This window comes from Njordella calcicola, assembly GCF_056494125.1.
The window spans coordinates 2639547-2659679 of record NZ_CM151396.1 but is presented as its reverse complement, the minus strand read 5'-3'; the positions used below and the strand labels follow the sequence as shown (position 1 = coordinate 2659679).

The 20133-nt window shown below is 52.7% G+C and carries 17 protein-coding genes; 7 read left to right on the top strand and 10 right to left on the bottom strand.

Annotated elements, in window-relative coordinates; genetic code table 11:
- Position 1 precedes the first annotated feature (1 nt).
- Together SH302x_RS09970 and SH302x_RS09965 are read left to right on the top strand one after the other, a co-directional pair.
- Positions 2–1063 (top strand): response regulator, encoded by a 1062-nt coding sequence (locus SH302x_RS09970; protein ID WP_479368580.1) that lies wholly within the window; start codon positions 2–4, stop codon positions 1061–1063.
- Positions 1064–1114: 51 nt separating this feature from the next.
- Positions 1115–2449: an HDOD domain-containing protein gene (locus tag SH302x_RS09965; RefSeq protein ID WP_479368579.1), complete on the top strand. Its 1335-nt coding sequence runs from the start codon at positions 1115–1117 to the stop codon at positions 2447–2449.
- A 90-nt stretch (positions 2450–2539) separates the two neighbouring features.
- On the opposite strand, the gene SH302x_RS09960 is transcribed toward SH302x_RS09965, so the two are convergent.
- A complete protein-coding gene (locus SH302x_RS09960) occupies positions 2540–3319 on the bottom strand; it encodes an SDR family NAD(P)-dependent oxidoreductase (RefSeq protein WP_479368578.1) in 780 nt (259 codons plus the stop codon).
- A 116-nt stretch (positions 3320–3435) separates the two neighbouring features.
- Between SH302x_RS09960 and SH302x_RS09955 the strand changes: the two genes are divergently transcribed.
- The 3 genes from SH302x_RS09955 (at position 3436) to SH302x_RS09945 (ending at position 7208) form a co-directional block, all read left to right on the top strand.
- Positions 3436–4260, top strand: coding sequence for a sugar phosphate isomerase/epimerase family protein (locus SH302x_RS09955; protein WP_479368577.1), 825 nt, complete (start codon positions 3436–3438; stop codon positions 4258–4260).
- Between the two features lie 54 nt (positions 4261–4314).
- Positions 4315–6114, top strand: coding sequence for a GDSL-type esterase/lipase family protein (locus tag SH302x_RS09950; RefSeq protein WP_479368576.1), 1800 nt, complete (start codon positions 4315–4317; stop codon positions 6112–6114).
- A gap of 122 nt (positions 6115–6236) precedes the next feature.
- Positions 6237–7208, top strand: a complete 972-nt coding sequence (locus SH302x_RS09945; protein ID WP_479368575.1) for a GNAT family N-acetyltransferase — start codon at positions 6237–6239, stop codon at positions 7206–7208.
- Between the two features lie 33 nt (positions 7209–7241).
- On the opposite strand, the gene SH302x_RS09940 is transcribed toward SH302x_RS09945, so the two are convergent.
- The 8 genes from SH302x_RS09940 to gltX form a co-directional block, all read right to left on the bottom strand.
- Complete coding sequence (locus SH302x_RS09940; RefSeq protein WP_479368574.1) at positions 7242–8321, bottom strand: ferrochelatase; 1080 nt, start codon at positions 8319–8321, stop codon at positions 7242–7244.
- Between the two features lie 240 nt (positions 8322–8561).
- The gene (locus SH302x_RS09935) at positions 8562–9623 is read right to left on the bottom strand and encodes a BPSS1187 family protein (protein ID WP_479368573.1); all 1062 of its coding nucleotides are present in this window, start codon (positions 9621–9623) and stop codon (positions 8562–8564) included.
- Positions 9624–9755: 132 nt separating this feature from the next.
- Positions 9756–11162: a PepSY-associated TM helix domain-containing protein gene (locus SH302x_RS09930; protein ID WP_479368572.1), complete on the bottom strand. Its 1407-nt coding sequence runs from the start codon at positions 11160–11162 to the stop codon at positions 9756–9758.
- Between the two features lie 112 nt (positions 11163–11274).
- Positions 11275–12375, bottom strand: a complete 1101-nt coding sequence (locus SH302x_RS09925) for a DUF1559 family PulG-like putative transporter (RefSeq protein ID WP_479368571.1) — start codon at positions 12373–12375, stop codon at positions 11275–11277.
- A gap of 314 nt (positions 12376–12689) precedes the next feature.
- Positions 12690–13361 (bottom strand): hypothetical protein, encoded by a 672-nt coding sequence (locus SH302x_RS09920; protein WP_479368570.1) that lies wholly within the window; start codon positions 13359–13361, stop codon positions 12690–12692.
- A gap of 145 nt (positions 13362–13506) precedes the next feature.
- Positions 13507–14235 (bottom strand): hypothetical protein, encoded by a 729-nt coding sequence (locus SH302x_RS09915; protein ID WP_479368569.1) that lies wholly within the window; start codon positions 14233–14235, stop codon positions 13507–13509.
- Complete coding sequence (locus tag SH302x_RS09910) at positions 14232–15605, bottom strand: hypothetical protein (protein WP_479368568.1); 1374 nt, start codon at positions 15603–15605, stop codon at positions 14232–14234. The genes SH302x_RS09915 and SH302x_RS09910 overlap by 4 nt, the downstream gene beginning before the upstream one ends.
- A 16-nt stretch (positions 15606–15621) precedes the next feature.
- Positions 15622–17184, bottom strand: a complete 1563-nt coding sequence (gene gltX / locus SH302x_RS09905; protein ID WP_479368567.1) for a glutamate--tRNA ligase — start codon at positions 17182–17184, stop codon at positions 15622–15624.
- Positions 17185–17278: 94 nt separating this feature from the next.
- Between gltX and SH302x_RS09900 the strand changes: the two genes are divergently transcribed.
- Together SH302x_RS09900 and surE are read left to right on the top strand one after the other, a co-directional pair.
- The gene (locus tag SH302x_RS09900) at positions 17279–18403 is read left to right on the top strand and encodes an aminotransferase class I/II-fold pyridoxal phosphate-dependent enzyme (protein ID WP_479368566.1); all 1125 of its coding nucleotides are present in this window, start codon (positions 17279–17281) and stop codon (positions 18401–18403) included.
- The gene (gene surE / locus SH302x_RS09895) at positions 18381–19073 is read left to right on the top strand and encodes a 5'/3'-nucleotidase SurE (RefSeq protein WP_479368565.1); all 693 of its coding nucleotides are present in this window, start codon (positions 18381–18383) and stop codon (positions 19071–19073) included. The genes SH302x_RS09900 and surE overlap by 23 nt, the downstream gene beginning before the upstream one ends.
- On the opposite strand, the gene SH302x_RS09890 is transcribed toward surE, so the two are convergent.
- Complete coding sequence (locus SH302x_RS09890) at positions 19070–20089, bottom strand: acyl-CoA desaturase (RefSeq protein ID WP_479368564.1); 1020 nt, start codon at positions 20087–20089, stop codon at positions 19070–19072. The genes surE and SH302x_RS09890 overlap by 4 nt on opposite strands.
- Between the last annotated feature and the right edge of the window lie 44 nt (positions 20090–20133).

Below are 20133 nucleotides of genomic sequence, written 5' to 3'. Positions count from 1 at the left end.
GATGGACGTATTGGTGGTTGATGACGAACCCGTTGCGCGTATGGCTACCGCTCAAACCCTGCAAGCTGCCGGGTTTGATGTAGTGGTTGCTTGCGATGGGGTAGAAGCTTTAGGACGCCTTAATCAACAGAAATTACAACTGGTCGTTTGCGACTGGAATATGCCCGGCATGAATGGGCTGCAACTTTGTCGTGCAATTCGCTCTTATTCAGCATGTCAGTATGTCTACATCTTGTTGTTGACCAGTCGCAACAGCCCTGAAGACCTACTGGCGGGACTGGCAGCAGGGGCCGACGGCTATCTAACCAAACCATTTCGCCCTGACGAACTAGTCCTGAGGGTCCAAACCGGTCGCAGAATCATTTGTTCGGAATCGAGCAGAATGACAATCTTTGCATTGGCCAAGCTAGCCGAATCACGTGATTCGGAAACAGGAGCTCACCTGGAGCGGGTTCGAGCGTACAGCCGCTTGCTGGCTACGGAATTGCAGAGCAAATCGCGTTACAGTCATTTGATTGACGATGATTTTGTGAGGCTCATCCACGAAACTAGTCCGCTTCATGACATAGGCAAAGTTTCGATCCCAGACGCGATCTTGCTGAAGCCAGGCAAACTGAGTGTTGAAGAATTTGAAGTCATGAAAACACATACGACCAATGGTGCAAAAACGTTGGCGGCCGCCATGCATGAGTTTCCACAAGCTGAATTCTTACGAATGGCCCATGACATCGCGCTGTACCATCACGAGCGATTCAATGGACGAGGCTACCCGATAGGCCTTTCTGGTGAAGACATTCCGCTCAGCAGTCGCATCGTCGCACTCGCTGACGTCTATGACGCTTTAACCACTCGACGAGTTTACAAGAGTGCCATGAGACATTGCGATGCAGCCTTGTGCATTATAGAAGAAAAAGGCGAGCACTTTGATCCAGAGATCGTTGATGCCTTCGTAAAGATTGAAACCGACTTTCGTTTGGTCAGCTTAAAGCACGCGGATACAAATAGCAATTCCTTGTTGGATACGTCGCCTCCTCGACTGCAAGTTGCGAGCGCATCAACATAGTACCATTCAGCCGTTTTTCCCCTCCTCCAATCGCTAAAAGTGAGCCGTCGAATGACTTTGCAAACCTTTAATGCCCTGGTAGTTGATGATGATTCCATCGCCCGGAAAACAGTCGGATATGCTTTGACTCAAGAGAATTTCCGATGTGTCTACGCGATCGATGGTAAAGAAGCACTTGAACAGATCTCGAAAGAAAACTTTGATCTCGTAGTTACAGACTTAAGTATGCCGAATGTTCACGGGCATGCACTTGCACTCAAACTTCTTTCAATCACACACCCTCCAGTGATTGTCGTCCATTCCTGTATCGATGATCCTCGCTTAACCAAGGACCTGATCCTCAAGGGCGTCGATGACATCATATACAAACCCACGAACTACGCATCGTTTGCGGCGAAAGCGCGAGCCTTTGTCGCGCGTCGTACGCGGACGGCATCAGCAGGTGTACCCCGTCTGGCATCCAATGCAATACTTTCCGTCAAAGAAGCAACAACCAACGCCCCCTCGTCGGATAAGAATGAAGCTATCGCTTGCCCGATTGCGAAAGTTAGCGCTAAGGAATACGAAAGACGATTGATGGAGGTGCAACACTTGTTTCCGCTGTCGGTCGCCGCCTATGAAGTTTTTCAGCTCTCAAACCAAGAAGAAACTCGAGCAAAGGAGTTGACATCCGCCATGTTGAAGGATGCTGCCCTGACTGCCGATGTATTGCGTCTGGCGAACAGCACGTACTATGCTCGTAACAATCCGACAACCATGGATATTGAGCACGCGGTTGTGCGTATCGGCTATAAACGCATAGGTGAGATTGCCTTGGCGCTCAATGCGATAAGTGTGTTTCGAGCCTGTACGGTACCGTGGTTCGATGCCGATATTGGTCAAGCTCGAAGCCTAGCCGCCCGCTTGAGCTTGGAGAAACTTCGCGAGTCAAGCAAACGTAGCGTGACAGGTGCAGGCTTGACGCTATCTGCCTTTCTGCATCCACTGGGCCGAGTTCTGTTGGGCTGCGCATTCCAGGACGAATATCAGACTTTGATTCGCTACTGTAATAAACAAGGTGAATCGCTTAGTAAAATCGAAGCGATTGTATTCCCGGAGACCCACTATGCTGCATTGGGGAGAGTTCTTTCGTACTGGAAAATTCCCGATGAAATTTGGCAACCGCTTGTACATCTTGGCGAAAGTTTCGAATCCGTCTCGTGCATGGAAGAACCGTTGCGCAGTCAAATCGAAATTGTGAAACTCGCCATCGCTGTCGGTGAAAAAGCAGTTGGAAACAGGATGGTTTGGGATGATGACCAGCAAGTACCCTTGGGCGTTTTGAAACGACATGGACTGAGCAACCTTGATTGCTTGATTGCGCAGACCAAGGCCGATCTAAATTGAATGACCTCGGTACGCTAGTTGTCTTCACATTCATTTATTGTGTGGCACCGACGCGGTTAGCCTGCGGGGATGGAAGCGAGTTGGCGTTGGCTAGCGCATGACAAATCCGCCGTCAATGTTTAATGCTTGGCCGGTGATTTGATTAGCGCGTGGACTGCTCAAGAATAGAATTCCATCTGCGATGTCGTCTTGAGTTTGCCAACGACCAAGCGGTACAACTCGGCGAATCTTTTCACTGGCCCATGTCTCGTAGTCTTGACGCTCAGATTCCGGGACACTGTCGTGCCATGCTTTCCAGACGCTGCGGTTCAAAGCGGTTTGCACCATGCCAGGGCAAACAGAGTTCACGCGAATGTTGTGCGGCGCAAGGTCTCTGGCCAAACACATGGCGAAATTTAAATTCGCTGCTTTCGAGGCGCTGTAAGGCGGATCAGTCTGCGAGCCGATCTGCCCCGCCACACTTGATAGATAAACCATGCTGCCTCGCCCTTGAGCGATCATGGTCGGCGTCAGCGCGTAAGCGATTGCTGCCATTCCGTAGATATTGACCTCCAATACCTTGGGCCAGCGAGCCAAGGGAACTTTAGTAAACGGAAATCCAAACGCGCCCGAACCGATGGCCGCAGTGTGGACCAAGCAATCGATGCGCCCATGGATTGCGAGCGTCGCTTTCAAAGCAGCGTCAATTGACGCGGCATCAGTAATATCACAAGGGAATTGTTCCATAGAATCGGGCAATTCACTGGAACGCTGGATGTCCCAAACGGTAACTTTTGCACCTTCATCGATAAATCTGCGAGCGCACGTCGCTCCGATGCCCGCTGCGCCGCCAACAATCAGTACACTTTCGCTGCTGAGTCCTAGGTCCACGATGCCGCCTGTTATGTTAGAATCTTGCTTCTGGAATAGCGTCCTCGACGCTGTCCCATTTCAATGGAATTTGCTGAGTTTACATTCCACGTAAGAAAAAACAGATGAGGTAAGCGGTGAAGTTTGCTGTTTGTAACGAAATCTTTGAGTCCGCGGATTTGGGCCAAGCGTATGCTTTCACGCGAGCCCTGGGCTATCAAGGTTTAGAGATCGCACCGTTCACGCTTGGGGATCTTCCGACCAAGCTGAGTGCCCGCGAACGTCAAACATTTGCCCAACAAGCACGCGATGAAGATTTGGAGATTATCGGTCTCCACTGGTTACTGGTCAAAACCGAAGGCTACCACTTAACGTCCAACGATATTGGAACTCGCACCAAAACGGCGGACTACTTCAAAGAGTTGATCGAATTATGTGCGGACCTCGGCGGAAAAGTCATGGTCTTGGGCAGTCCAAAGCAGCGTAATTTTACGGCACCAATGACTCATGCCGATGCACTGAAAAACGCCGCAGACTTAATCGGACAATTCGTTGACGAATTAGCAGCCCATCAAGTGACCCTCGCGATCGAACCGCTGGGCCCCAGCGAAGGCAACTTTCTAAATCAAGCAGCACAAGGCGTGGAATTGATTCACTTGGTGGACCATCCCAATGTTCGTTTGCATTTGGATGTAAAAGCGATGAGTAGCGAGCCTTCTCCCGTACCAGATATTATCCGCGAGCAGCGCGACTATATGGTCCACTTCCACGCGAACGATCCTAATCTGCTTGGTCCCGGGATGGGCGACTTTGATCAAGCGCCCGTGTTTGAAGCGTTGCTGGATATAGACTATCAAGGCTGGGTGTCGGTCGAGGTTTTCGACTTTACCCTTGGCTACCAAAAAATACTTAGCGACAGTTGGCAAAATATGCAGGCCGCTATGAGGCAGCATATGGCATGACGACGGTTTGATTTTTTTGAATCCTCTTTTCCTTTACACAATCGCAGGTCCATCATGGTGAAGTTATCTCATTTCTATTTGTTGTGCATGGCAGTTTCTCCTGTAGCCGTTCCACTTTTGTCAGTGTCATCGGTTGTAGCGCAGGAACAAAGCGTTTCGCCCGAGCGTTTGATGTTGCCGGAAACAGATGACGGGCTGCCAGGTGCAGGACCGATTCGCAGGTACGATTGGTTTCGTGATTTGTGGAATCGCAAACGCAGTGGTTGGGCAAAGCAAGTCCAAGCGGATCAGGGGGCGGTGGTCTTCTTTGGCGATTCTATCACACAAGGCTGGGGGGACGATTTTAAAGGCTACTTCCCAGGGCTAAAGAAAGCCAATCGTGGCATTAGTGGCGACACTACGCGAGGGATGCTGATCCGACTGGAGCAAGACGTGTTATCGCTCAAGCCGAAAGCGATCGTGATGTTGATGGGAACAAACGATTTGGAGGAAGGGGCTGAACCAGAGACAATCGCTGCGAACGTCGGCCTGATTATCGCTCGTTTGAAGGCGGCTAATGCGGAAATGCCTGTCGTTCTTTGTGAAGTCTTTCCGAGTTCCGATCAGAAGAAGCGACCTGCCAGCAAGATCAAGCGTTTGAATGAACTACTACAAGAATTGGTCAAGAGCGAACCGCAAGTTGAGTTGTTGGATACTTGGACTTTTTTTGCTGATGCTGCTGGGGACGCGAAGCCAGAGGAGTTCCCCGATCTATTGCACCCCAATGATGCTGGCTATCGAAAATGGGTCAGTGCATTGACTCCCGTGCTAGGTAGATTGAGCTTGATTGAAACCGAACCCGCCGCCTTCAAGCCGGACGCGGGATTCGAAAGCTTGTTCAACGGACAAGATTTGACAGGTTGGGGGTATCGACCCACGAGCGAAGAAATGATGCGCAGCCGTGAAGGTTGGAAGAACCGCCCCGAATGGCCCATCATCGACAAAGCGACGCAGTTCGGTGGCATGAAGTCAACTCCCGATGGGCGATATGTGGCTGTGAATGGAAAACTGATCGTGACCATTCCACCGGAAGGCCGCAAAATCCAGCAACTGTATACGACCAGGGATTTTACAGGTGACTTTACTTTAAAGCTTGAGTTTCGCGCAACACCGAACGCAGATAGCGGGATCTTTTTGCGTGGGCCGCAACTTCAATGCCGCGATTATCGTCTAGCTGGGCCTTACAAGGACCTCGCAAGCTATAAACCTCAAGAATGGAATACGATCGAAGTGGTTGTACGCGGTGAACAAGCGGAGTGCCGCTGCAATGGGGAAGTGTTTGAAACAGCTTTCAAAGTCCCAGCGTCCGGGCCGATCGGTTTCGAAGGTGACCGAGGGCAAGTGGAGTATCGAAATATTCAGATTCAGGTCGCGGCCACCGCCGACTATGGCGTCTTGAAACCAACACAGGATGTCAACTCTTGGACCTTTGAGAAGACAGGCTCCGGCGATGGAAACATACGTGCTACCAAGGATTCTATCGTCTTCCAAACGACGAAACTGGGCGCAGAAAATTGGCACGTACAAGCGTATCAGACCAAATTAAAGATCGATGAAAACTCTCGTTACGAAGTCACCTTCGAGGCCAGATCGCCAGACGTATACTCGATTCTTTTGATGGGGATCGTCAATCAAGATGATTGGCACGATATTGGCCTGAACGAAGAAGTGTTCCTGAGTCGTCAGTTTCGCAAGTTTCGCACAACTTTCTATGCGAGGGGAACTGTGCCCGGCAACAACCGCGTTGGATTTGTGCTAGGAGCCGAGCCTGGAACTGTTGAAATCAAGGATATGAAGCTGAGAAAACTTGATTAGCCTCCATGGCAAGCATGCCTAGGTCGCTTTATAGTATGGAGCGTGCAGGAAGGAAGTGTCGGGACAGTTCACCTGCGCATTGCTAGATGCGGGAATTGCACAATCATCATGGAGTAGAGCTCGTGGGCTGGAGTATTCGATCGTACCAAAACGCAGATGCGGATGCTTGCTGCAGGATTTGGCGCGATCACTTCGGAGCTGCGGGCCTAACAACGTCGCTTGACGCGGTGATGTGGGAATTTGCGGTAGTCAGCAAGATCTTTTTCGACGAAACATTGTTCCTGGTGGCAGTGGACCAGCATGGCCCGGTGGGTTTTATCCACGCGACACTGGCCAGAGAAAGCTTTCTACAAAAGCCAAAAGCGGCCATCATCAACGCGATGTGCATTGACATTCATCCCGAAAGTGACCAGATAGCTGCAGAACTGATTCGTTCTCTGCAGAACGAATTGGCGCAACACGGTCTAACCCAGATCACTGCTTTGGGTTCGCCGACATGTTTTTCACAGTATTTATTGATTCCGCCGCTGTATGGAATGTTGGGTGTCCCCGCATCGGACCATCGCGTGCAGCACTGGCTTGCGGCAGCAGGCTTCAAGGCGTTGCATCCAATTGATTTATGGGATGTTGGACTGGCGAGCCTAAGGCCACCGATGGACCGCGGCCAAATGGCGGTTCGGCGAACCAGCAACGTAGCACGCGTTTTGACCGACGAATGCGACTCGTGGTTTCTGGCAAATGCGTTTGGACATGCCGAGCAGATGCGTTTTTCATTAAGCACCCGGGGGGACGATCGAATCGCCCAAGAGGTCAGCTTCTTTTATGTCGATCAATCGCCGATGCGCAGCAATATGGTGGCGCAGTTGTACTTGAAAGCGATTCCCGTAGACCCTTTGGGCTTGGACCAAATGACGTTCTTGCTGGCCGAATCATTGCGGCAGTTGCAATATGAGCGATTCACTTCGGTGTTCGCGATCACTCAAGCAGATGACCAGCGCGCCGTGGGCTTGCTGCAACGCTTGTCGTTTCGCAGTGTTGGCAGCGGCGTCGTCTATCAGTTTGCAGCGACAACCGGTCAGCCGATCGAGTGTTAAAGCCGACGAGCACGAAGCATCGAGGCGACTACACTAGGCTGTTGCCATAGGTTGTTGAGCGAGCGCGGGACGCCGTTCAGTCCCGGGACGACCGCTCAGACAACAGTTGGCCGGACATACATCATGATTGGCCGGATACTTGCCAATCGCTGGCTTTTCTACTCCAGGTTGGCAACGCTCTTCAATCAACAAACGCACAAGCTGAGCGAAACGCGGGTCGGTCGCACAAGTCGCAGCACGTCGAAACTCGATGGCGTGTTCAATGCACGTGTCTTTTGCTTCATGATCCAGATCGTAAAGTACCTCCATGTGATCGGAAATGAATCCGATCGGATGGATTACCAGACTGCGGAGCCCTTCGCTGGCGTGTAATTCTTCAATGCGATCGCAGACATCTGGCTCCAACCAGGGTTGCGTTGGCGGACCACTGCGGCTTTGGAATACTAACTCCCATGCTTCATGCCCAGCACGCTCGGCTACCAATCGAGCTGTTTCCGTGAGTTGCTCTTGGTACCGACAGCCGTCAGCCATTGCGTTGGGAATGCTGTGAGCACAGAACAAGACCTTTGTCTGACCGCGCAGTTCCGCAGGCAACGAATCCAATTCCTTAACCAAGGAGTCCGCTTGGATTTCGATCAGTAACGGATGGTTGTAGGGCATCCTCAGTTTCTCGATCGTGGGGCAGCCTTCACCGACAGCCGCGCACGCATCGTACAAGTTCTCACGATATTGGCGACAACCGCTGTAACAACTGTAAAGCGACGTGAAAAAGGCAATCGCTTTCTTCACTCCTGCATCCTTCATGGCCTGGATCGCGTCAGGCAGCATTGGATTCCAGTTCCGGTTGCCCCAATAGATGGGCAAATCAATGGCCTGAGATTTCAGCTCCTGCTCGATTGCCGAAATCAGGTCTCGGCATTGCTGGTTTATGGGGCTTACCCCGTCAAATTGATAGTAGTGTTCTGCCACTTCCAACATTCGTTCGTGTGGCACATTTTTGCCGCGCAGAACATTCTCTAAGAACGGCATGACATCTTCGCGAGATTCTGGCCCGCCAAAGGAAACGAAAAGCAATGCATCGTAGGTGTTTCGAATCGTTTCGGCTGTTGTCATATCTGATTTGTCGTTCCACTAATCGAGTTTGCTGATGGTTTGGATTGAGTTTGTATTGTAGGTAACCATTCAATATGGCTCTTCCCTCGTCTCGGCTCGCCTCGCCTGTCCGCTTCTCCCCATTGCATGGGTATTCAGACGGGCTCAGGAAGGCAAAACGCTTAGACGCAGTTTAATCATCTACCAATCGCATGATAGACGCAAGGGAAGCCTGTTGAACGAGCCTGCACAGGTGCCAGTTTATTTTTTCACGCTGCACGCGGCATCCTTGGTATCGGGCGACCCAACTTGATCGACCGGATGCGTAAACAAGTATTTCCAGACTGGCTCGTGAATCATATTGCCGCTCTCGTCTTTCACTGCAGAATTGCCTGGCGTTACACATCCGTGAGCTCGATCCGCATCACCCTTGACATCGGCGTTGGTGACCAGCCGGCGACTGTTTTGATACGGCGGATCAACTTTGTCGACGTTAACGATCTCTCCAAACTCGTGCAAACCCAACAGCTCCCAAGATCTGCAGTAGTGATTCCCGGTCCAACCGCTATCAAGAACATGGCTGAAGCCAAAAAAGCGATTCTCCGGTGTTGCTGATGGCAACCCCTGCCAGCTCTCGAACTGATCGCGTGGCCCGCACAGCATGACCACCCGATCGACGGCTTGGTGTTTCGCAAACCGAGCGGCCGTTGTAGAACCGTGCGATGCACCGCAGAGGATCACTCGATCCCAACGCAAATTCTTGCGATCCTCCGTCAGAAAATAGCTCCACTTGCCCTGCGGATTCTTATTACTAAGCCATTGGACCATGCGAAGCGCTCGCTCTTGCATGCCGTCGGGATAAGCGATCTCGACTTGATCGCTAAAATCCTTACCGGTGGCAGCTTCCAATCGAATCTTCCCTAGATAGTCTTCATGCTGCCCCGTCGAATTCTTGCCAAATGTTCCAAACCAACCATTCGCGTAATGCACACGCAACGCATGCAACCCGTAGCTGTTGATCCGCTGGAACAACTTGTCATTAGGAGCCATCAGCCAGATGACCAGCTTGCCTTGCGGCGCGACGCTTGTATCGACCGACGCTTGCTGCACATCCTGTGGCTTGCCATCCTTCTCAATCAAAAAGTTGAGCTCCGGATAAGCCTTGACTCGTTTGTCCAACGTACTTGCGCGAGTGCTTAGCTCGTAACGCTGCGGGTTCGGATCCTCAAAGCTCAACGGCTGCTGCGCTACCGCTAGCGACGCACTACAGCACGAGAGGGTAAAAAACACAAGCGATCGAATTTGGCGGGTGAAGTAATTCATGGCAGGAAGGTGAAGTGGGAGGGAGGGAGCTAATCGACGACGTGAATGGCGTGCAGTCAGTATAACTCATCTCGCCTCCGTGAAACATGCGGCAAACAAGCGTTGTGATGGAGCTTTCTGGACCTCGTTTGCCTATGTCAGCCCTAGCCAATTCCGGACACCTGGCACTTGGGATAGTACCAGCTTGTCCAGCGCGAGGACCACCAACAAGGACGCGCCAAACAACGGCATCGCAAGAGCCATCACGACCAGGGCAAGCAGCAATGCCAACTGACGTATGCGCGAAACCTTGACGGGTTCCTTCGCCGTTGACTTCCGTTGCGGAGCGTCCAGCCCAGTTTGTCGCCGCGACCACCACATCTTGATAGCGCTAAAGCTTAATAGAAGCAGGCTGGATGTAGCCGCTAACGCCAGTAGCTGGTTCACGATCCCGAACCGAGCGCCTTCATGCAACGCAATTCCCTGGCCTACCATGCGATCGATCCAATGTTTATCTTCAAACCGCTCTTGGCTAACCAACGCTTGGTTAGATGCATCAAAGTGCAGCGTCGTTCGGAACGGTCGGTTGGGCGTTTCAGACTGTACGGTCCAAATCGTTGATCCGTCGCGCGGTGGTCGCACCAAGACCGGCGGAAGAAGCGATTGATTTTGAGCGAACGCGGCAACGCGATCAATGTCTTCAAGCCGGTAGGAATCGATCGCTGGCGGGGCCAAACGACGAAAACCTGCCGGCCTAGGCTTGCGAGTTTTAGCCCCCTCGTGGGACGCATGCTGCTGATGCTCGTGCCCACCGTCCCAGTCCTGCGAGACGACGGCGGTCCCTGTCCATTTCCTCACGGACTTAAAATAGTCGCCCCAAAACGTTGCCCAGGGCAATCCAGTAACAATCAGCAGCACGATTAGTCCGCTGGTCCAAAAGCCAATCACACTGTGCAAGTCTTTCCAGAATACACGGCCGCTCAAGCGGAGCCTAGGATAGATCACGCCAGCGGACTTCCAGCCAGTCTTCGGCCACCACAGCGCAAGCCCTGTGAAGATCATGACCAGCGTCCAGCAGGCCGTGAGCTCCACTAGGTAAGAGCCGCGCTTGCCCAGCAAGAGTTCTCCATGAATTTGCTTAGCAATACTCGCAGCCGTCTCATCGTCAAACTGTTGCTCAATCACAACTCCGCTGGAAGGTTCGATGTGTGCGCGAATCAAGCGTTTGTCTTGTTGAAACCGCAGAATAGTAAGCTCCGATTGGGAGGCCGCAGAACTGTTCAGCTCATAGGCATCAAAGCCAGCCTCAGGAAGCATGCTGGCTACAAGTCGCACTTGTTGGGCAATAGAAAGCGGTACTTGCTGGCTCGCTGGTCGTTCGATTCGCTGATCGCTCCAAGTTTGCAACTGAGGTTTGAACAAATAGATTGTTCCTGTCACCGACAGGACGACTAAAATGGGTATGCACAAGATCCCTGCATAAAAATGCCATCGCCAAAGCGTGATATAGTCTGGCCATGGGTAATGTGTTGCTGCATTTTTTTCAATTGTTTCATTCATAATGTTTGACTGTGATCGATGGGTTGGGCAGGGGGGCAAGTGAGCCTTACCAGCGCGAAGATTGCGAGCTGGTAAGGCCTTTCGTAGAAGGGAAGTTACATGTTGAGAAAGACTAGTCAAAGTCAGGCATGAACTCGCCACCATTGCAGCTAAACAAGTTGCGGTGGACTTCGCGATCAATACCATCGCTCAGCGTTTTGCATGTTGCATCGGCATAAGCGATGACAACACACCCAGTGTGGTAGCTACGCGGGGCAAAGTACCCGGTCCAGTGCGTCACTATGTCGGGGACTTCGCTGTTGGGTGTCAGGTAACCGTTGGTCATCGAATTGATGGCTCCGCTGAAGGCCCATGAGGCACCGCGTCCACGCAACGCGGGGCTCATGCCTCCACGCCACGCGTTGAAGGAACGCCAAAAGTTGCCGACCTCGGCATTCGCGATCATGCCGTTGGGCAACGTGAATCCTGACCAAGGACCTCCAGTGGCCGCCATGCCTGGAACCGATTGCAAATTCGAGCTTACGCCGGTTGAACCGTTGAGCGTCAGCGTGTAGGGACTTCGTGGCACGCGATTGGAGGCAAGCGTTTGGTCCCACCCCGCACTGCGAGCAGTTTCGGCAAAAAGCACGGTATGGGATAGACCATCCGTCGCTCGACTCAGCGGAGCTGCGGCGGGTTCAAAGAACAAACCATCGGTCTCCCAGCGGAAATCATAATTGGTGTCGCGGCCGCTACCGAAGCTGACCATATAGTTCAATCCGCCATAAGTGAAATCGCCTTGGCTGGTGAGCACTTTCGTGGTCCCCTTCGTTGGATCGCTGGGGCACAAGAAGATTGGGATCGGCGTTGCAAACGCTTGCACGAGCGCCGGATTGGGAATCTTCTCTCGGAACGAGCCAGTAAACGCAGGTTGATTGAAGCGAAAACTGCTGAACATTGGGCCTTCGTCCAGAAATGGCAGCAAGCGAGCTTGAACCGAATAGTCGGCATCCAGTTGCCCGGCCTTGGGCAAGATTCGATATACCGATTCGTAGTTTGCCATCGCCAAAGCAAGCTGCCTAATGTTGCTAACACAGTTCATCTTTCGCGCCGATTCGCGAGCGCTGTGAACCGCAGGTGTAATGAGACCTGCAATGACGCCGATGATCGCAATCACCACCAGCAGTTCGACAAGTGTAAAGCCACGCAAGCGTGACTGGTATTTAGTTTTCATGATTGGAATTTCAATTGATTTGAGCAGTACGTACAAACAGACAGGAGCCCGCGGTCGATCCGGAACCGATAAACCGGTGCATCAAAATGTTCTGAGAACGTGTTTCAAAGAGAAGGCTGCCCCTCTCCGGCGAGGCTAAAACGCCATGAAATCGACTCGCCTCCCAAGGGTCAGACCCCTTTTAAACCGTTCTGATGGAAGGAAGCTCAGCAAATCATCGTTACAAGTGCGATTGCCTCCAAAGGGCCAAACCACTTCAGATACAATGCCTTGTCCACTCGCAATCCAACACGAGATGACTTACCGAACTATTCCTAAGCAACCAACGTCTGCTTGGGCGGTGGAGAGTCCACGAAGAGTGTAATAGAGTCAAAGAGTGAGTTCCCAATCGAAAGAAACTCGACGATCGGCGTCACTACGCAAACGATTTTGAATGGTGAACCAACGGTGGTCTCTGGCAGTAGCGTCACCGAAGTACTCATGCCACGGCATTTCAAAACACTGATGGCCAAAACAAACTTCACACGCTTGGCCGAGACCACAGTTGCTTGCGTTGGAGACTCACACGTTTCCGCGTCGCAAGTTGCACTGGATTGTTTTGAATCGCAGCACGTGCGTTTGATGTTGCAGCGATCGCAGTGCGAGCCTGCGGACTTACTAGCGACCACTTTGGATTTGGCATCCTTCGCAACCGCAGCAAGCAAAACCGCGGGTGGATCAATCTTATTTTTCTTTGCCCAGTCCAAACGCTGTTGAGGCGTAAAGCAGCAGCAATTCGACCAGCATTGCTCGGCGGTGGTACAACCGCAAGCGCAGCCTTGGCAAGGGAATGCTTGTCCGCTTGCCGATTTGTTCACCACCGGTATTGCAAAGGGAACAGGCAACTGCGCAACAGCAAACACCAGCAGCGTCAGCCAACGTAAAATATTGCTTTGCGCGAGCAAGATCATGTCTTTGTTGCAGTAGTTGATTGTGATCTTTTGCAAGATGTACCGATTGTACCGTCAACTGTGAGCGTACGCGAGGTTGAGCGGCATGGCAATTCGACGCAGCCAACATGTTCGTAGTACCGCCTTCAGGCGGCAGTGAGCGTTGCATCCTAAGTTACGCAACCTCCGCCTAAAGCCGGGCCTACAAACTTCCGCCTGCAGCAGTACTAGGAACCAGGACGGCAGCGATCCAATTCTGCAACGATTGCGGGTGCGTAAACCATAACAACTGCCCCGCTTTCCCTAATAACGTGGCTTCTTCTGGACTCGGTACCCGATATAAAGCGTCCTGCCGTCCATGAAACTGATGGACTGGTATCTGGATTTGATCCGCGCCAATTCGGCTGCCTTGCCATTGGATTTGCCAATGCAAATTTCGCTTGACCAACCCGCGATCTCGTTGTGCATACATCTCTTGCAATTTGCGAAGTTGCTGACTTTCGACAACCGCTAGCATCTGCTTCCGCAAATGTTGTTCGTAAAGTTGATGGGCCGCGAGGAACGTGAGCTTGGATAACATGGCCAGTCGCTCTAGCTTGCGATCGTAATGGGCACGGGTTCTAGCAGCGGAAATTAACAGTACGCCTTGAAATGGCATTCGTTCCTCCCGTTGTTGCAGGATCCGGAGCATCTCAATCCCCAATGGCCCCGCATCGCCGTAGATGAGCAACCATGAAGTAGGCTCGTAGGCGGCCGACAAACAATGTTGAGCTAATGCGGCCGCGGCGTCATCAAGTCGCTCGATGTGCGACAGTCGGCTTTGATCGATGAACTCGATCTCCAGTTTCGAGCGGTCCACTTCATTCAAACAACGGCGATCCCACCAAGCGGGGGCAAGCAAGCAACACTTTGCAACCGGATTTGAGTTCACCGTGTTTCGTCCTGTACTGTTGCAATGGGAAAGGGGCACATCGACGAAACAGCAATCGCTTCCCTGCGCGTCGGAACAAACACGAATGCATCTTGGCAAGCGATGTTCGCAAGCCGAACGTCACAAGGGGTTCGCCATTCGACCTCTTCAGTCCACAGCTTTTTTTCGTTGGCTGAGCTTGCCGGTTGCACCAACCATTGGCGATCGTGCGGCATACTCGCGCCGTCCGCCATGTAAACGACAGGTTGAGCATCGCTGGTCTCGGCCAATACACTTTTGCGAATGGCGATGCCATAGGGCTCCCAATCGTATCGCTGCAGATGACTTTGGAAACTGCGACGCGAGAGCAACTCCAGCAGCGGGACGTTGCTAAAGCTGACCGACGCGACGGAGCCCCGCTTGAGAAGTGTCGTGGCTACGATTCGTCGGTCGACCAGGATCTGCAGCAGCGACTGCCATGGGGTCGCGTTGATGTCGAGGTCTTCCAATAGCATTTCGGTTACATATCCGGCATCGGTTTGCAAAGGGAATCGTCCGCTGCGCCCGCGCGTGCAGTGTACCAAGTATTCGGCGCTGTTCCAAAGGCTGCCAAGTAAAATTTTGCGTGGCACAATTAACGTCCGACATGGACTGACGCCACGCGCCATTTGACGCACCGAACACTGCCACGCCAAATCACTTAGGATCGTGGTGCCGCAGGCTGATCGTGGCGATGCAGCAATGTGGGGCAATAGCACGGCGTTGGCTTTCAATCGGATCGGGCTGTGGTCAGACAAACTTTCTGATTCCGCTTGCAGGACGCCCGGTCTAGAAAGTTCAATTTGCTGGTCCAACCAATGCAAGGCAAGTTGCTCGGTCTTGCTGCCCTTGCGTATGGCGATTGCGTAAAGTCGATCTGCTAAACAGAACAGTGCGCGATCATGCAGCGGTAACTTTTTTAAACGCTCATAGTGGGAGCCGGATGAATGCGATTCAACTTCAGATTGCGAATCCGGCAACAAGTGAAGTGATACCATGTCGTCGGCCGGCGGCGCTGCAGCGGCTGCTTGTTTGTTGATCACGACGGCCAGTGTCGGGACCTGCAATCGCTGGGCAAACTCGCGAATCCAAAAGCCAAGCGGCGTTTCGAGCGAGTACAGTACGATCGAATTTCTTTTGCGACAATCTAGCAGCGAGTCTTGCAATCGACGTCGCCACGCAGCCGACCATTCAGGATGACGATGATTGTGCGAAGCGACAATCGCGACTAGTTCAACATGTCGATTCAGTTTATGCGGGATGTTTGCAAGTCGGCGTCCAGTCCAAACGGCTAATTGCTGACGACGCATGTCCCACAAGTGATCGGTATTATGCATCGCCGGCTTTTGCATTGGTCGATATCCCGTATTAGTTTACTCCATCCAGCGCACGTGCAACGCGTGCTTGAACCGATTGCAAACCTAACAAATCGATGTATTCAAATACCGCTAAGCCCGTAGATTTACCTGTCAGCGCAGCGCGGAGTCCGTTCATCAAGATACCAATCTTGATTCCACGTTCCTCAACAAACGCCTTGATATCATGCTCCACGGTCGCAGCGTCGCAATGAGGCAACGCAGCCAAACGTTGGACATAGTCTCGAACAACCGATTGCGTCAGTTCGTCTCCCAAACGTTTCTTCAATAGATCGGAATCTAGAACTAGTTCATCATCGGCCACAAACAGTTCATCGAACTGGAAGACATCGCCCGCCAGTCGAATGCGGTCTCCTGCAAATCGAACCAATCTGGTAACGCGATCCAACTCACTGGCCGATGGCTCACTTGCAACCCACTCCGCTCGCTGCAACATCGGCAAGACCATTTTAACTTTCTCCGACAACTCCAATTGGCTCATCCACCGCGATTGAAAAGCGAGCAGCTTTTGTGGATCGAAGGAAGCTGGCGACTTCTGGATCCGTTCCAGCGAGAACGCTTTCAAGGCCTCCTCCAACGTAAAATGCTCCGTGGAATCGTCCAAGCTCCAGCCCAGCAACAACAAGTAGTTCAAGATTGCCCAAGGAAGAAATCCGATCTCACGGTAGAAGTCGACTACGACGGGATTGAAAACTTCCGGAGTAAGGTTGGTCTTCGTTCGCTGTGCGATGCTTTGCCCCAGCTCATTGAGATTCTTAAACGACGCGTCTTTGAGGTACTTGTCCAACTTGCGTTTGCTGAGTTTCGCGGTCCCATTCGGCTCGGCGACATAAGGCAGGTGAGCGTACACCGGCAGCGGATACCCCAGCGATTGCGCGATGAAGATTTGACGAGGCGTATTGGGCAAATGTTCGACAGCACGAATTACATGAGTGATTTGAAAGTCGTGGTCATCGATCACACTAGCCAAGTGATACAAGCAAGATCCGTCACCGCGCTGAATTACATGGTCAGCTTCGCCCAGCCAAGCGAACTCGACATCGCCGCGGACCATATCGTGGAACTTGCACACACCTTCTCGCGGCATCTTCAGTCGAACGACATACGATCGGCCCTCTGCTTCCCACTGTGCCGCTTGTTGATCGTTGGTCGCCATCCAACGTCGATCATACACAAAGGGTTGCCCCCCTTTCTCTGCAGCGGCTCGCAACTCTTGCAGCTCTTCTGGCCGCGAGTAATCCTTGTATGCATGACCGCTGGCAAGCAACGCAGCGGCGGCGGCAGCATGGCGATCTTTGCGTTGCGACTGAAAGTAAGGCTCAAACGGCCCGCCCACTTCTGGACCTTCATCCCAATCCAGCCCTAGCCAGCGAAAGCCATCCAGGATCGGCTGCAAAGCGGCAGCGACATTTCGCTGCTCGTCGGTATCGTCAATTCGCAGCAGGAACTTGCCACCGGTCTGTTTGGCAAACAGATAATTGAACAGCGCCGTGCGAACTCCGCCGATATGAAGATAGCCAGTTGGACTTGGGGCAAAACGCGTACGAGTGGTCATTGCAATACTTCGAAGGTGACGTATGTTGAAAACAACCGCGAGTATACTAGCTCCATCCTGAAATCATAAGTCCCTCTTTTCCCGACACCCTTTCATGCTTCATCCGCTGGCCGATGATCCGTCGATTCATGCTGCCGTGCAAGCGGTGATGGCAGATGGTTCGTGGTGCGACTACACGGGAAGGTCGATCGACCAATTGGCCGCGGCCCTATTGCAAGCGTTCCAGCGTCAGCATGTGCAATTATGTTCCAGCGGGACCGTTGCGACCGAATTAGCGCTCCGCGGTCTGCAGATCGGGCCTGGAGACGAAGTGATCTTATGCGGCTACGATTTCCCCGGTAACTTCCGCGCCATCGAAGCGGTCGGTGCGATGCCTGTGCTGATCGACCTTGTGGACAACGGCTGGCTGCCGGATTTGAATCACTTGTCGGCAAGCGTATCTGCTAAAACGAAAGCCGTTGTTGTGTCGCACCTGCATGGGCAGAACATCGCGATGCACCAATGGATGGAAATGGCCGCTCGTTGGAATCTGTGGGTTGTGGAAGATACTTGCCAAGCTCCCGGAGCGATCGTCGGTGGTCGACCGTCGGGCAGTTGGGGCCACTGCAGTACGCTGAGCTTCGGTGGCAGCAAATTGTTGACCAGCGGCCGCGGCGGTGCGGTACTTACCAACGATCCCTTGGTAGCTCAGCGGATCAAAGCCCACTGCGAACGCGGAAACGACGCCTACCCGCTCAGCCAATTGCAGGCAGCCGTGCTAGTCCCTCAACTAAGCAGCCTCCAGGACTGGAACCGCAGGCGAACTCAAGCAGTATCTGCAATTCAAACAAAACTGCACCAACGGTATGCATGGTTACGATTTCCGAACGTAGGCACCGACCTGCAGCATGCCTATTACAAATGGCCTTTCTTCGTAGCTCAACCGCGCTGCGTAAATGCGCAGGAACATCGATCCGACAGCACACCAGCGTTTCGCGAACAAGTCCTACAAGCTTTGATACAAGCAGGTTTGGAGGCAGGGGTTGGATTCGCAGGCTTTCACCGTCGATCAGATCGACGATGCCGCAAGGTCAGTCAGCTAACCAACACCACGGACGCTTGCCAGCAGACCTTGCTGCTGCAGCACCACTGCTTGTTGCTGCCCGATATCGAGCAGCGTTTAGTCGATGTGTTTGACACGGTTGATAAGGTATGGCATGCGAATTCTACTGACGAATGATGATGGTTATTTTGCGGAAGGCCTACATGCCTTGGCTTGCGTGTTGCGTTCCAGGCATGAAGTACAAATCGTTGCACCGGAGCAGGAGTGCAGCAATTGCTCGCATCAAGTGACCGCGCGCGAAGCGTTGCTCTGCCGCCAAATTGATGCTGCGACTTGGGCCGTGAATGGTTGGCCAGCCGACTGCGTGCGGATCGCGTTGAAGTACCTGCGATTCGATTTCGATTGTGTCATCGCAGGCATCAATCACGGCGGAAACTTAGGAGTGGATATCGCCATGAGTGGTACTTGTGCGGCAGCGCGCGAGGCAGCTATCCACGGCTTGCCAGCCATCGCTGTCTCGCAAGTTCGCAAGTCGGGCATTGAAGTAACATGGGAAACCAGTGCCCAGCGAGCTGCGGCCGTCTTGGAACGTTTACTGCTAGGTCCCAAACAGAACGGCGGCTTCTGGAATATTAACTTGCCAGCGGTGGCCAGTGGGCAACAATTGCCAGCCCCCGTCGAATGCCTGCCAGACCCATCGCCGTTGATTGTTCGATACGCAGGGAACGCGCACCATGGCTTGCAATTCGAAAGTGACTATCATTCGCGGCCTAGAATGCCCGGCCGCGATGTAGAAATTTGCTTCAATGGCCAATCCACCTACAGCTTTGTCGGCTTGACGCATTAAGCAGACTTACTGTCCACATTTCGATTCTGATGTCGAATGTGACGCGGCTTGATAACCGATTTTGCGAGCCCAAGGGCTTGAAGCAATCGGATATGGTAGTAAGTCAAATCAAACTCCCACCATTTGTGCTGCACCGAAGCACTCGCGGGATCATGATGATGATTGTTGTGCCAGCCCTCGCCGCTGGCGATCAAAGCAACCAGCCAATTGTTCCGGCTTTGCTCGCCCGTCTTGTAGTTCTGGTATCCAAACGTGTGAGCCAGCGAATTCACACTCCAAGTGATATGCCAAATCGCGACCGTTCGCAGCACAATCCCCCACATCGTCGCGCCGGTTGCCGTCCAAATGGCAGATGCCAGCGTGTCGTGAAAAGGAACCACAATCGCAAGTGCGACAAAATAAAACAGCGCTGCGTGGGCCAGATAAATGGCGAACGAAAGCCACCACTTCATCTCCAAAGCCCGATAGAACGGATCGTCCAGCAGGTCTTTGGCCAAACGGTCATCCAACCGCATTTCGGGGCGACCGTTTCGACACTTCATCAGCCAACCCATATGGCCCCAGAAAAAACGCTTGACAGGCGAATGTGGGTCTTTATCGTCCACATCAGAGAAATTGTGATGACGCCGATGGGTCGAAACCCATTTGGCGGGCGTCTCTTCCATACAGCTCAACGCCAGGAGCACGAAGATGTATTCCAGCCAGCGCGGTACTTCCAAACTGCGATGCGCCAATAAACGGTGGTAGCCCAAGTTGATGCCCTGCCCAAATACGAGAATCGCCACCACGAGAATCGCGAAGTTCGTCCAAGTAATAAAGCTGGGGATAAACGCAAAGATCGCCAAGAAATGCACGATAATCAGCGGCACCGCGTAATCGGTCCAGATCCGTTGCGTGTTGAACATCGGCGTCTTGCCGCGTTTGCCGCGTCGTCGGCTAGTCGAAGCAGCGACCGTCGGCAAACTTTCCGCAGAGGTGTGCACTTTGTCGTGGGGATCGATTAACGAAGCGGACATTCCAAAACCTCCGAGAGAAATCAGCAAACAAGCCAAGCTCAAAT

Coding starts and splice junctions, on each gene's coding strand:
- gltX (WP_479368567.1), bottom strand. CDS start 17,184: ATGACCACTCGTACGCGTTTTGCCCCAAGTCCAACTGGCTATCTTCAT.
- SH302x_RS09940 (WP_479368574.1), bottom strand. CDS start 8,321: ATGACAACAGCCGAAACGATTCGAAACACCTACGATGCATTGCTTTTC.
- SH302x_RS09965 (WP_479368579.1), top strand. CDS start 1,115: ATGACTTTGCAAACCTTTAATGCCCTGGTAGTTGATGATGATTCCATC.
- SH302x_RS09930 (WP_479368572.1), bottom strand. CDS start 11,162: ATGAATGAAACAATTGAAAAAAATGCAGCAACACATTACCCATGGCCA.
- SH302x_RS09890 (WP_479368564.1), bottom strand. CDS start 20,089: ATGTCCGCTTCGTTAATCGATCCCCACGACAAAGTGCACACCTCTGCG.
- SH302x_RS09900 (WP_479368566.1), top strand. CDS start 17,279: ATGCTTCATCCGCTGGCCGATGATCCGTCGATTCATGCTGCCGTGCAA.
- surE (WP_479368565.1), top strand. CDS start 18,381: ATGCGAATTCTACTGACGAATGATGATGGTTATTTTGCGGAAGGCCTA.
- SH302x_RS09950 (WP_479368576.1), top strand. CDS start 4,315: ATGGTGAAGTTATCTCATTTCTATTTGTTGTGCATGGCAGTTTCTCCT.
- SH302x_RS09910 (WP_479368568.1), bottom strand. CDS start 15,605: ATGCAAAAGCCGGCGATGCATAATACCGATCACTTGTGGGACATGCGT.
- SH302x_RS09925 (WP_479368571.1), bottom strand. CDS start 12,375: ATGAAAACTAAATACCAGTCACGCTTGCGTGGCTTTACACTTGTCGAA.
- SH302x_RS09935 (WP_479368573.1), bottom strand. CDS start 9,623: ATGAATTACTTCACCCGCCAAATTCGATCGCTTGTGTTTTTTACCCTC.
- SH302x_RS09970 (WP_479368580.1), top strand. CDS start 2: ATGGACGTATTGGTGGTTGATGACGAACCCGTTGCGCGTATGGCTACC.